The sequence below is a fragment of the Clostridium sp. Ade.TY genome (genome assembly GCF_000498355.1).
Classification (GTDB): domain Bacteria; phylum Bacillota; class Clostridia; order Clostridiales; family Clostridiaceae; genus Clostridium.
On record NZ_AVSV01000011.1, the window covers coordinates 21,019 to 33,944 of the forward strand.

Here is a 12,926-nt window from a genome sequence, read left to right on the forward strand (position 1 = left end):
ATTGATACGTATATTTTGTAATGATATTACTAATGATGATATACTTGTTGTAAGTATTAAGCGAAATAAAATTAAAAGAGGTATATCAAATATGGGAATATTAAATCAGTTAGAAAAGCCTAGATTTAGGGCTACAAAATCAGATAAAGCATTAATTGAGTATATAAAGTCAGATTTAGATAATTTTATATACAAGTCAATATCAGTAATAGCAAAGGAATCAAATGTTGGAGAAGCAACTATAACTAGATTCACAAAGAAAATGGGGTTTAGTGGGTTCCAGGATTTTAAGGTTACGTTAGCCAAAGAGCTTTCAGTAAAAAAGAATACAAGTGTTATAAGCTCTCATGTTCATAAGGACGAAGGAGTTATAGAAACTGCAAATAAGCTTTTAAAATCAGCTATTGATATACTAGAAGGAACTACATCAAAGATTGATTCAAATACAATAAGTGAATGTAAAAATATTATAATGAATTCTAATAGAATTTATTTTGTTGGAATTGGATATTCAGGGGTTGTTGCTACTGATATAAATTATAAATTTATGAGAATTGGTTTTAATAGTATACCAATAACAGACAGTCATACTATGGTTATAATGTCTTCAATTATGAATAGTGATGATGTAATGATAGCTGTATCTCATTCAGGTGTAACTAAAGAGATTGTAAAGACTGTTCAGCAGGCAAAGGAAAATGGAGTCAAAATAATTACATTAACTGAAGATACAGATAATCCATTAAGAAGACTTGCTGATTATCAGCTTACTTATGTTTCAGGAGAGACTATACTTGAAACAGGATCAATATCATCAAAAATACCACAAATATTCTTATTGGATTTGGTTTATACTGAAGTTATAAAGGAAATGTTTAATGAGGCGGTTGAAAGAAAAATTAAAACTACAAATGCTATCGAAGTATATAATGATAGTATATAAACAAAAGATTATTATTGAAGAAGTTGCTATTAATACTATTAACAGTTAAAATAGTGACTTTTTTAATACATAATAATTGATTAAAATGGTAAAAATGTAAAAAGTGCTTTTAAATTCAATATATTTTAATTAAAATGTAATAATATATTAGTAATATTAATATAACTTTTCTATACAATAGATATGAGGACTTTTTTGGAGTGATGTTTAATAAATGACAGCATATCCAAAAGAATAATATATATTTTGATTAAATTTTGTAGTAGCATATAACTAAGTGATTTTTTTAAGGAAGTGATGTTTAAATGATGATGAACAATCACAAAATGATAGCAGATTATATATTGAATAATATGAGAGAAGATAGATTACATTTAATAAATAGAAAGAGATTTATTTGGGGAAATATAAAACCTGATTGTGTTTCAAGATATAAGTTTAAAAAACATTATTATGATGAAAGTATAGATATGATTCTTGAAATGATTGATAAACTATCATCTCTTACAGTAACAGAAATTATGAATGATAGTAGTGTTGGAAAGTTTAGCGGAGCTTTAGGGGTTGTGTGTCACTTTTTAACTGATTATTATTGTTTACCTCATTATGAAAGATGGGAATTTAAAAATTCAATAAAGCCTCATGTTTTATATGAAAGAGAACTTGCTAAAGTTTCTAAAAATTATAAAATAAACGTAATTAGAAACAATAGACTAAATAGAGGAAATGTAAAAGAGTTTATTGAAGAAACTTTAGAGCTTTATAGATTCGAAGAAAGTTATGAAAATGACTTAAACTTTGCATATTATGTATGTACTAATGTATTTAATATGATTATAGAATCTGTAGTAGCGAACGAGCAAAGAGGAAAATTAGCAATGTAAAATTAATGTGGATATAGATTATATGTATGTAATATACATATAAAGTCTATATCCTTTTTTTATTACCATAAATTTTTTTATGTAATATTTGCAATATATCTTTTAGAAAAAAGTTGTTAATTATAAATTAAAAAATAATTCTTAGCAAAAAGGTTGAATATTTCAAAATAAAATCATATAATGAACATATGAACAATCGCTCATATGTAAGGAGGAACTTTTATGCAAGAAGTTTATATAGACAAGTGCTCAGCTAACATAACACATCCTGATGGAATTGAATATGTTAAAGAGAGATTACCAAAGGAAGAAACATTATATGATTTAGCAGAACTTTTTAAAGTTTTTGGAGATACAACAAGAATTAAAATAATATGTGCTCTTTATGAGAAGGAGTTATGTGTTTGTGATATAGCAACACTTTTAAATATGACACAATCAGCTGTATCACATCAATTAAGAACTCTTAAAGCAGCAAGACTTGTTAAGTTTAGAAGAGAAGGAAAATCAGTTTTTTATTCATTAGATGATGAGCATATTATGAGAATATTTAATGAGGGATTAAATCACGTTAACGAATAAAAGAGAGGGGGACATGTATATGGAAAGTAAAAGATTGAAATTATCTTTAAATGGATTAGATTGTGCTAATTGTGCAGGGAAAATTGAAAAGATAGTAAGTGAATTTCCAGAAGTTAAAGAAGCTAGTTTAAATTTTTCATTTAAATTATTAATAGTAAAATATGATGGAAATATTGAAGAAAGTTATATGATTGACAAAATAACAAAGGTTGTTAAAGATTTAGAGCCTCAAGTTGAAGTAGTTAAGTATTCAATTAGTCAATCAAATAGTAAGTTTAGAAATACAGCATCAGTTTGTAAAGATGCTTGTTGCACTACTGATGGTAGTCATGGATGTTCTGATGGACATGAACATCATCATAATAATAAAAGTACTAAAGATGGACAAGATGATAAAAGAAAAGAAGAGAGTAAATTTGTAGTTTTTTTCAAAGAAAATTTTAGACTTATATTTGGTATAGTATTTTTTATAGTTGGAATGATATTTGATGAAAATGCACCATTGCTTTTAGTATCATATATATTAGTTGGGGGTGAAGTTTTATTAAGTGCATTTAGAAATATTATAAAAGGTAAAATATTTGATGAAAACTTCTTAATGAGTATAGCAACAATTGGAGCAATTGCTATAGGTCAATATCCAGAAGGGGTAGCAGTTATGCTTTTCTATGAAATAGGAGAGTTATTCCAAAGTTATGCTGTAAATAGGTCAAGAAAATCTATATCAGAACTTATGGATATAAAAGCAGAATATGCTAACTTAGAAAAGGATAATAAAATAGTACAAGTATCACCAGAAGAAGTTAATGTTGGTGATATTATAGTTATTAAACCAGGAGAAAGAGTTCCTCTTGATGGAATAATATTATCAGGTAAGACTTCTGTAGATTCATCAGCTCTTACAGGTGAGTCAGTTCCAGTAAGTAAAGGGGAAGGGGATGAACTTTTAGCTGGTTGTATAAATAATAGTGGAATTATAAAAGTAAAAGTAACAAAAGTATTTGAAGAATCAACAGTTGCGAGAATATTAGAACTTGTTCAAAATGCAAGTAGTAAAAAAGCTTCAACAGAAAAGTTTATAACAAAATTTGCAAGATACTATACTCCAATAGTAGTATTCTCAGCAGTAGCATTAGCTTTAATACCTCCATTAGTAACAGGAGATAGTTTTAATGAATGGGTATATAGAGCATTAATATTCTTAGTTGTTTCTTGTCCTTGTGCATTAGTTGTATCAGTTCCTTTAGGATTATTTGCAGGAATTGGTGGAGCTTCAAAAAAAGGAATATTAATTAAAGGTGGAAATTATTTAGAAGCACTTAAAGATGTTGATACTGTTATATTTGATAAAACAGGAACTTTAACAAAAGGTGTATTTAAAGTAACTAAAATAAATAATGTAGATATATCCAAAACAGATCTTTTAAAATATGCAGCAACTTGTGAAAAATTTTCTAATCATCCAATAGCTAAATCAATTGTTGATGAATACAATTTATCAAGTGGCAGTGAGATTGATGATAATGTAGTTAAGAGTCAAGAAGAGGTCTCAGGTAAAGGTGTAATAGTTAAAGCTTATAATAAAGAAATATTAGCAGGAAATAAAAAGCTTATGGACTTAAAAGGTATTAAAGTTCCAGAAGTTGATGAAATAGGTACAATAGTATATATTGCTATAGATAATGAATATAAAGGAAATATAATTATTGCAGATCAAGTTAAAGATGATGCAAAAGATGCAATAAAAAATCTTAAGGTAATTGGTGTAAATAAAATAGTAATGTTAACTGGAGATAGTAAAAAGGTTGCAGATAAAGTTTCAAAAGAATTAGGAATAACAGAATGCTATTCAGAATTACTACCAGATAACAAAGTAGAAAAGGTTGAAGAAATACTAAAAAATAAAAATACAGGAAAGCTTGCCTTTGTTGGAGATGGTATAAATGATGCTCCAGTACTTGCAAGAGCAGACGTTGGAGTTGCAATGGGAGGAATAGGTTCAGATGCAGCCATAGAAGCTGCAGATGTTGTTTTAATGAAAGATGAACCTTCAACATTAGTAGATTCAATTAAAATAGCAAGAAAAACAAATAAGATATTATGGCAAAATATAATATTCTCATTAGGAGTAAAATTATTAGTATTAATACTTGCAACAATTGGAGATGCAAATATGTGGGAAGCAGTTTTTGCAGATGTTGGGGTAACATTAATTGCAGTATTAAATTCAATGAGAGCACTTAAATTATAATATAAATAAAAAAAGTCTAACATTTAAATGTTAGACTTTTTTGCTAAATTTAATTTAATAAAAAGATATGGTGATATAAACATAATCCAAAAAACTATAAGAAAATATTTTAAAAATGTAAAAATATCATTATTTAAAAATATTTTAAATCGAATATATATAATTAAAGCTCCAGATAAGCCTATTATACATTTAATAATATTTTGATTTAATGTTCCTTTAGGATCAAAGTTTATAAATTTACTTTCTAAAACAATAGAAATAATTAATCCTAAAAATGCTCCAAGAGATTTATTAAAATCATTACTATGAACAACAAAAATCCCAAGTAATAAAAATACTATAAATGAAAGTATTATAAGTGATTTTGAATTATCAAATGATTTTTCAAATAATTTATCAGCAAAAAGAGCAGATAAAATACCTATTATAGTTCCGAATATAACATCTCTTGGCCAATGAACTCCAAGATAAAGTCTTGATATAGGAATCATAAGCATCATAAATACACTAAATATAAAAACAAATTTATTTTTATATTGCTTAATTAATAATGTAAAAGTAGTTCCACTAAATTGAGAATGTCCAGATGGAAAGGAACTTCCTGTAGCAGTATTAACAGCATTACTTTTAATTACTTCTATTCCTATAGGTCTTTTAAAGTTAAATATACACTTTAAGAAATTATTTAAAGTAAAAGAAAATAAAAGAGCATATAGAAATTTATAACCTAATCTTTTATCTTTACACCAAAACATAAACAGTGAAAAAGCTATTCCAAATATAGTTCCACCTATGTAAGTTATAAAAGTAAAGAAATAATCGAGAAATGGATTTGAAAAAGATTGTATAAATTTAATTACTTCCATATTAAAATCAACTCCATAAAAATATTCATAAAAAACAATTATATCCTATCTAACCCTTTAAATACAAGTAATTCCATTGACAAAGGTAGGAAAGGAAAGTATAATCTACTACGGTAAATCTTTCAGGCAAAACAAGATGGGTAGCATACAGGAATTTTTCCTGTTGTAAAGTTATAAACTTTACATCTTATTCAGGCAAAGTTTATATATAAGATAGGCGTCTTATATATAAACTTTATTTTTTATAATAAAATTGGATTATTTTATTTAACTTATGGTAATATATATAATGATAGTTAAAAATTTAACTCTAAATAATAGGGTTTTACATAATTGTGTTTAGTGAAACAGAAAAAAATTAATAAGGAGATACAGTATGGAAAAAAAGAAACCTATTTCTATGGCTGTTATTAAAAGACTGCCTAAATATCACAGATATTTAAATGAATTATTAAAAAATGATGTAGACAGAATATCTTCAAAAGAATTAGGAGAGAAGATTGGATTTACAGCTTCTCAAATACGTCAAGATTTAAACTGCTTTGGTGACTTTGGACAACAGGGATATGGATACAACGTACGTGAATTAGCTAGTCAAATAAGTACTATACTTGGATTAGATAAAGAGTATAATGCAGTAATAATTGGAGCTGGTAACATTGGTCAAGCAATAGCAAATTATACTAGATTTGGAAAGATGAGTTTTAATTTAGAAGGTATATTTGATGCTAACCCTAAGCTTCTTGGTATGAAGATAAGAGATGTAGGAATACAAGACATTGACAATTTAGAAGGATTCTTAAAAGACAACAAAATAGATGTTGGTGTTATATGTGTACCTAGAATAAATGCGCAAAAAGTTTGTGATACTTTAGTCGAAGGTGGAGTAAAAGGAATATGGAATTTTGCACCTGTAGACTTAAGTGTTCCAGAAGATGTTACTGTTGAAAATGTACATTTAAGTGAAAGTTTATTAACATTAATATATTTACTACATGATAAAAATAACAATAGAAAATAAGCTCTAAGCGTGGTAAATACACGCTTTGTTAAATATTATCAAAAAAAATCTACAAAATTTTAGTTTGATATTGCAAAAAATTTAACAAAGTATTATAATTGTAATTGAAGTTGAAAGACTTCAATTATTTTTTATTTTAATTTGTTATAATATTAACAAAGAGTTGATAAATTATTATAAAAATTTTAAATTTTACCGTTTGATAAAGTGTAAATTAGAAAAAGAAAATATTCAAATAATATATATTAATTCGGTTGTGAAAAAAAGGGAGGCTTTATTAATGGAATTAAAAAATGTACTTCTTGAAAAAGAAGGTAATTTAGCTATCGTAACTATCAATAGACCAAAAGCATTAAATGCTTTAAATTCAGAAACATTAAAAGATATTGATGCAGTTGTTACAGATTTAGAAAAGGATAACAACATAACTTGCGTTATATTAACTGGAGCTGGAGAAAAATCTTTCGTTGCAGGAGCTGACATTTCAGAAATGAAAGACTTAAATGAAGAGCAAGGAAGAGAGTTTGGTATCTTAGGTAATAACGTATTCAGAAGATTAGAAAAGTTAGGTAAGCCAGTTATTGCTGCAATCTCAGGATTTGCACTAGGTGGTGGATGTGAACTTGCAATGTCATGTGATATAAGAATAGCTTCAGAAAAAGCTAAATTTGCTCAACCAGAAGCAGGTCTTGGAATTACTCCAGGATTTGGTGGAACTCAAAGATTAGCAAGACTAGTTGGAGAGGGAAAAGCAAAAGAACTTATTTATACATGTGACATGATAAAAGCTGATGAAGCATTAAGAATAGGTTTAGTTAATAAAGTAGTTCCTTTAGAAAGTTTAATGGACGAAGCAAGAGCTATGGCTGAAAAAATAATGGCTAATGCTCCAATCGCTGTTAAGTTATGTAAAGATGCAATCGGAAGAGGAATGCAAGTAAGCATAGACGAAGGAATAATGATAGAAGCAGAAGACTTCGGTAAATGCTTTAGCACAGAAGACCAAGTTGAAGGTATGACTGCTTTCATGGAAAGAAGAGCTAAAAACTTCCAAAACAAATAATGAAATATAATATATAAATTCACTAATAGATTTAGGGTGTATTATTAGGAGGGTAATTTAAATGAATTTCCAATTAACTAGAGAACAAGAATTAGTAAAACAAATGGTTAGAGAATTCGCTATAAACGAAGTAAAACCAATTGCAGCTGAAATTGATGAAACAGAAAGATTCCCAATGGAAAACGTAGAAAAAATGGCTAAGCTTGGTATGATGGGAATACCTTTTAGTAAAGAACTTGGCGGAGCTGGTGGAGATGTACTTTCATACATCTTAGCAGTTGAAGAATTATCAAAAGTATGTGGTACAACAGGAGTTATACTTTCAGCTCATACTTCATTATGTGCTTCATTAATAAATGAATTTGGTAAGCCAGCACAAAAAGAAAAATATTTAGTACCTCTTGCAAAAGGAGAAAAAATCGGAGCATTCGGTTTAACTGAACCAGGAGCTGGTACTGATGCAGCTGGACAACAAACAACTGCAGTTCTAGATGGAGATAACTACATCTTAAATGGATCAAAAATATTCATAACAAATGGTGGAGTTGCTGAAACTTTCATAATATTTGCTATGACAGATAAATCAAAAGGAACAAAAGGAATATCAGCATTCATAGTTGAAAAAGATTTCCCAGGATTCTCAATTGGTAAAGTAGAAGATAAGATGGGTATTAGAGCATCATCAACTACTGAATTAATTATGGAAAACTGTATAGTTCCAAAAGAAAACCTAATCGGACAAGAAGGTAGAGGATTCGGAATAGCAATGAAGACTCTAGACGGTGGTAGAATAGGTATCGCAGCTCAAGCATTAGGAATTGCAGAAGGTGCTTTAGATGAAGCTGTTAACTATATGAAAGAAAGAAAACAATTCGGAAGATCATTAACAGCATTCCAAGGATTACAATGGATGGTTGCTGAAATGGATACAAAAATAGAAGCTGCAAGAAATTTAGTATATAAAGCAGCATGCAAGAAGCAAGCAGGACTTCCATATTCAGTTGATGCTGCAAGAGCAAAATTATTTGCTGCAGATGTAGCTATGGAAGTAACAACTAAAGCAGTTCAATTATTCGGAGGATACGGATACACTAAAGAATATCCAGTTGAAAGAATGATGAGAGACGCTAAGATAACAGAAATCTACGAAGGAACTTCAGAAGTTCAAAAGATGGTTATTGCAGGAAGCAAGTTAAGATAAGGGAGGCCTTTTAATAATGAATATAGTAGTTTGTTTAAAACAAGTTCCAGATACAACAGCAGTAAAAATAGATCCTAAAACAGGAACACTTATAAGAGATGGTGTACCATCAATAATAAACCCAGAAGATAAGCATGCTTTAGAAGCAGCGCTTCAAATAAAAGAAAACAACGGAGCAAAGGTTACTGTAGTAAGTATGGGACCTCCACAAGCAGAAAGTGCTTTAAGAGAAGCTTTATGTATGGGAGCTGATGAAGCAGTACTTATAACAGATAGAGCTTTCGCAGGGGCTGATACATTAGCAACTTCAAAAGCATTAGCAGGAGCTATTAAGAAGTTAGAGTACGATATAATCTTCGCTGGAAGACAAGCAATCGATGGAGATACAGCTCAAGTTGGACCAGAAATAGCAGAACATTTAAATATTCCTCAAGTAACTTACGTTCAAGACGTAAAAGTTGAAGAAGATGGATTATTAATAAATAGAGCATTAGAAGATGGATATGAATTAATAAAAGTTAATGCACCATGTCTTTTAACTGCAATAGAAGAATTAAATCAACCAAGATATATGAATGTTGGATTAATATTCGATACAAAGGATTCAAAAATCACAATCTGGTCAGCAGACGATATAGATGTAGATAAGGCAGAATTAGGTCTTAAAGGATCACCAACAAAGGTTAAGAAGTCAATGACTAAAGAAATGAAGGGTGCTGGCGAATTAATCAAAGAAGGTCCAAAAGACGCAGCTAAATACGTTATCGGAAAATTAAAAGAAAAACACTACATCTAAATTTGGGAGGTAATTTAACAATGAATATAGCAGATTACAATGGCGTTTGGGTATTTGCTGAACAAAGAGAAGGCGAATTACAAAAAGTATCATTAGAATTATTAGGTGAAGGTAGAAAAATTGCAAATAAATTAGGAGTTAAACTTACAGCTTTATTATTAGGTAAAGATATAAAAGGTTTAGCAAATACATTAGGAGAAAATGGTGCTGATGAAGTTATCGTATGTGATAATGCTTTATTAGAACATTATACAACTGATGGATATACAAAAGTTATCTGTGACTTAGCTAATGAAAGAAAACCTGGAATATTATTCATAGGAGCTACTTTCATAGGAAGAGATTTAGGTCCAAGAGTTGCAGCTAGATTATCAACAGGATTAACTGCTGACTGTACACAATTAGATGTTGTAGTTGAAAACGGAGACCTTTTAGCTACAAGACCAGCATTTGGTGGAAACTTAATGGCAACAATCGCTTGTCCAGATCATAGACCACAAATGGCTACAGTAAGACCTGGAGTTTTCTCAAAAGTAGAAGAAAAGAATTCAAACTTTGAAATTGAAGAAGTTGAAGTTAAATTAACTGAAGCTGATATCAGAACAAAAGTTGTTGAAATAGTTAAAGAAACTAAAGAAGTTGTAGATATAAGTGAAGCTGACTTTATCGTAGCTGGCGGTAGAGGAATGGGAAGCAAAGAAAACTTCGATAAATTATATGAATTAGCAGAAGTTTTAGAAGGATCAGTAGCTGCATCAAGAGGAGCTATTGATAAAGGATGGATAGAAAGAGATTACCAAGTTGGTCAAACTGGTAAAACTGTAAGACCAAACATCTATATTGCTTGTGGTATTTCAGGAGCTATCCAACACGCAGCTGGTATGCAAGATTCAGATATGATTATAGCAATCAATAAAGATGAAACTGCTCCAATAATGAAAATTGCTGATTATGCAATTGTTGGAGATGTAAATAAAGTATTACCTGAGCTTATAGCAGAGTTCAAAGAAGTAAAATAATAACTTTCAACTTGAATTTTAGGAGGGTACGAAAATGAAAAAAATATTTGTTTTAGGTGCTGGAACAATGGGAGCTGGAATAGTTCAAGCTTTCGCACAAAAAGGTTATGAAGTAATAGTTAGAGACATAAAAGATGAGTTTGTTGAAAGAGGATTATCAGGAATCAACAAAAATCTTACTAGATTAGTTACTAAAGGAAAAATGACTGAAGAAGCTAAAGAAGAAATCTTAAGCAGAATTTCAGGAACAACTGATATGGCTTTAGCTGCAGATTGCGATTTAGTAGTAGAAGCTGCTATCGAAAACATGAAAATTAAGAAAGAAATATTTGCAGAATTAGATAGAATCTGTAAGCCAGAAACTATCTTAGCTTCAAATACTTCATCATTATCAATAACAGAAGTTGCATCAGCTACAGGAAGAGCTGATAAAGTTATCGGAATGCACTTCTTCAACCCAGCTCCAATCATGAAGCTAGTTGAAATCATCAGAGGAATAGCTACAAGCCAAGAAACTTTTGATGCTGTTAAAGAATTATCAGTAGCAATCGGAAAAGAGCCTGTAGAAGTAGCAGAAGCTCCAGGATTCGTAGTAAACAGAATCTTAATTCCAATGATTAACGAAGCAACATTCATTCTTCAAGAAGGAATAGCTTCACCAGAAGATATAGATACAGCTATGAAATATGGTGCTAACCACCCAATGGGACCTTTAGCATTAGGAGATTTAATAGGATTAGATGTATGTCTTGCTATTATGGATGTTTTATACACAGAAACAGGAGACAGCAAATACAGAGCATCAAGCCTTTTAAGAAAATATGTTAGAGCTGGATGGCTTGGAAGAAAAACAGGAAAAGGTTTCTTCGATTACAGCAGATAATCGCTAATTTTTATACACAATTAAAAACTACACTTGTATATAAGGAGATAATTTAATTATTATCTCCTTAATTTATATAAACTATTTTACATATAATAGAAAGTATTTAATTGTTATTATAATTAAATAATAATTTAAACTAATGAAGAAAGATGGTGCAAAAATTGAATAAAGGATTATTTAAGGGGTTAACATTTATTTTACTCACTAGTTTTGTTTGGATAGGAAGCACAACTAAAGCCTATGCATGGGATGGAAAAGCTGATGGGACAGGCACTCATTCTATGATAGTTACTCAAGGTGTTAAGGTTTTAGAAAATGATTTATCTAATAATGAACCTGAAGTAATAAGACAAAACTTAAATATACTAAAGAGTAATTTGCATGAATTTCAATTAGGTTCTACATATCCAGATTATGACCCAAATGAATATGATTTATATCAAGATCACTTTTGGGATCCAGATACAGAAAATAACTTTACAAAAGATAATAAATGGTATTTAGCTTATTCAATACCAGATACAGGGGAATCACAATTAAGAAAATGTTCTGCTTTAGCAAGAAATGAGTGGAAAAAAGGGAATTATAAAAAAGCTGCTTTTTATTTAGGAGAAACTATGCATTATTTTGGGGATATAGATACACCATATCATCCATCAAATGTTACTGCAGTTGATAGTTTAGGTCATGTTAAATTTGAAACTTTTGCAGAGGAAAGAAAAGAAAAGTATAAAATAGAAACTACAGGAAGCAAAACAAGTGAAGATTTTTATCAAAATATTATAAAAGATAAAGATTTTAACCTTTGGTCTAAGGAATATTGTAGAGGTTTTGCTAAAAAAGCAAAAGCATTATATTATAGCCATGCTAATATGAGCTGTAGTTGGGATGATTGGGATTATGCAGCTAAAGTTACTTTAGCTAACACTCAAAAAGGAACAGCAGGATACATATATAGATTTTTACATGATGTAGCTTTTAATAATGAGCCAATTGATAAAAATTTAAGTGAACTAGTTGTGATAATAAAGACAGCTAATGAAAAGGATGCTGGAACTGATGACTATATGTATTTTGGTATAGAAACAAAAGATGGAAAGAAGCAAGAGTGGAAATTAGATAATCCAGGAAATGATTTTGTTAAAGGTGCTGAAGATACATATACAGTAAAAATTAAAGATAAGAATATAAAATATAATGATATAAATAAAATGTGGATTAGAAAAAGTAAGTTTACAAAAATAACTGATCAGTGGAAACCTGAATATATAAAAATAATAGCTAATCAAAATGTTGAACTTGAAAAAAACATTAATGAATGGATTTCAGGAAGTACAACATATTTTTTAAACTAAAAATATTTTAAGTAATAAAAAGAAATAATCTTAATTTTATTTGCTTTTGAGTGTTG

The 12,926-nt window shown here is 29.2% G+C and carries 12 protein-coding genes; 11 read left to right on the forward strand and 1 reads right to left on the reverse strand.

Annotated features, from left to right (window positions below):
* Positions 1-91 precede the first annotated feature (91 nt).
* The 4 genes from O212_RS0104000 to O212_RS0104015 all read left to right on the forward strand — a co-directional run bounded on the left by O212_RS0104000 (position 92) and on the right by O212_RS0104015 (position 4,660).
* Complete coding sequence (locus O212_RS0104000; RefSeq protein WP_024613869.1) at positions 92-943, forward strand: MurR/RpiR family transcriptional regulator; 852 nt, start codon at positions 92-94, stop codon at positions 941-943.
* Positions 944-1,248: 305 nt separating this feature from the next.
* Entirely contained in the window at positions 1,249-1,827 is a 579-nt protein-coding gene (locus tag O212_RS0104005) for a zinc dependent phospholipase C family protein (protein ID WP_242829554.1), read from the forward strand.
* Positions 1,828-2,049: 222 nt separating this feature from the next.
* The gene (locus O212_RS0104010; protein ID WP_024613871.1) at positions 2,050-2,409 is read left to right on the forward strand and encodes a metalloregulator ArsR/SmtB family transcription factor; all 360 of its coding nucleotides are present in this window, start codon (positions 2,050-2,052) and stop codon (positions 2,407-2,409) included.
* Positions 2,410-2,428: 19 nt separating this feature from the next.
* Positions 2,429-4,660 (forward strand): heavy metal translocating P-type ATPase, encoded by a 2,232-nt coding sequence (locus tag O212_RS0104015; protein ID WP_024613872.1) that lies wholly within the window; start codon positions 2,429-2,431, stop codon positions 4,658-4,660.
* A 23-nt stretch (positions 4,661-4,683) separates the two neighbouring features.
* Here the strand turns inward: O212_RS0104015 and O212_RS0104020 are convergent, their stop codons facing one another.
* Positions 4,684-5,529 (reverse strand): phosphatase PAP2 family protein, encoded by an 846-nt coding sequence (locus O212_RS0104020; RefSeq protein ID WP_024613873.1) that lies wholly within the window; start codon positions 5,527-5,529, stop codon positions 4,684-4,686.
* Between the two features lie 376 nt (positions 5,530-5,905).
* Between O212_RS0104020 and O212_RS0104025 the strand changes: the two genes are divergently transcribed.
* The 7 genes from O212_RS0104025 (at position 5,906) to O212_RS0104055 (ending at position 12,870) form a co-directional block, all read left to right on the forward strand.
* On the forward strand, positions 5,906-6,550 hold the full coding sequence (locus tag O212_RS0104025; protein WP_024613874.1) for a redox-sensing transcriptional repressor Rex: 645 nt from the start codon (positions 5,906-5,908) through the stop codon (positions 6,548-6,550).
* A 280-nt stretch (positions 6,551-6,830) separates the two neighbouring features.
* On the forward strand, positions 6,831-7,613 hold the full coding sequence (locus tag O212_RS0104030) for a short-chain-enoyl-CoA hydratase (protein WP_024613875.1): 783 nt from the start codon (positions 6,831-6,833) through the stop codon (positions 7,611-7,613).
* Between the two features lie 61 nt (positions 7,614-7,674).
* Entirely contained in the window at positions 7,675-8,814 is a 1,140-nt protein-coding gene (locus tag O212_RS0104035) for an acyl-CoA dehydrogenase (protein WP_024613876.1), read from the forward strand.
* Between the two features lie 16 nt (positions 8,815-8,830).
* A complete protein-coding gene (locus O212_RS0104040; RefSeq protein WP_024613877.1) occupies positions 8,831-9,610 on the forward strand; it encodes an electron transfer flavoprotein subunit beta/FixA family protein in 780 nt (259 codons plus the stop codon).
* 20 nt (positions 9,611-9,630) lie between these two features.
* The gene (locus tag O212_RS0104045; protein ID WP_024613878.1) at positions 9,631-10,629 is read left to right on the forward strand and encodes an electron transfer flavoprotein subunit alpha/FixB family protein; all 999 of its coding nucleotides are present in this window, start codon (positions 9,631-9,633) and stop codon (positions 10,627-10,629) included.
* 34 nt (positions 10,630-10,663) lie between these two features.
* On the forward strand, positions 10,664-11,512 hold the full coding sequence (locus O212_RS0104050; protein ID WP_024613879.1) for a 3-hydroxybutyryl-CoA dehydrogenase: 849 nt from the start codon (positions 10,664-10,666) through the stop codon (positions 11,510-11,512).
* Between the two features lie 164 nt (positions 11,513-11,676).
* Positions 11,677-12,870 carry a phospholipase C gene (locus tag O212_RS0104055; RefSeq protein ID WP_024613880.1) on the forward strand — a complete coding sequence of 398 codons (1,194 nt, stop codon included), beginning with the start codon at positions 11,677-11,679 and terminating at the stop codon, positions 12,868-12,870.
* Positions 12,871-12,926 lie beyond the last annotated feature (56 nt).

Coding starts and splice junctions, on each gene's coding strand:
- O212_RS0104010 (WP_024613871.1), top strand. CDS start 2,050: ATGCAAGAAGTTTATATAGACAAGTGCTCAGCTAACATAACACATCCT.
- O212_RS0104000 (WP_024613869.1), top strand. CDS start 92: ATGGGAATATTAAATCAGTTAGAAAAGCCTAGATTTAGGGCTACAAAA.
- O212_RS0104025 (WP_024613874.1), top strand. CDS start 5,906: ATGGAAAAAAAGAAACCTATTTCTATGGCTGTTATTAAAAGACTGCCT.
- O212_RS0104035 (WP_024613876.1), top strand. CDS start 7,675: ATGAATTTCCAATTAACTAGAGAACAAGAATTAGTAAAACAAATGGTT.
- O212_RS0104020 (WP_024613873.1), bottom strand. CDS start 5,529: ATGGAAGTAATTAAATTTATACAATCTTTTTCAAATCCATTTCTCGAT.
- O212_RS0104015 (WP_024613872.1), top strand. CDS start 2,429: ATGGAAAGTAAAAGATTGAAATTATCTTTAAATGGATTAGATTGTGCT.
- O212_RS0104040 (WP_024613877.1), top strand. CDS start 8,831: ATGAATATAGTAGTTTGTTTAAAACAAGTTCCAGATACAACAGCAGTA.
- O212_RS0104005 (WP_242829554.1), top strand. CDS start 1,249: ATGATGATGAACAATCACAAAATGATAGCAGATTATATATTGAATAAT.
- O212_RS0104030 (WP_024613875.1), top strand. CDS start 6,831: ATGGAATTAAAAAATGTACTTCTTGAAAAAGAAGGTAATTTAGCTATC.
- O212_RS0104045 (WP_024613878.1), top strand. CDS start 9,631: ATGAATATAGCAGATTACAATGGCGTTTGGGTATTTGCTGAACAAAGA.
- O212_RS0104050 (WP_024613879.1), top strand. CDS start 10,664: ATGAAAAAAATATTTGTTTTAGGTGCTGGAACAATGGGAGCTGGAATA.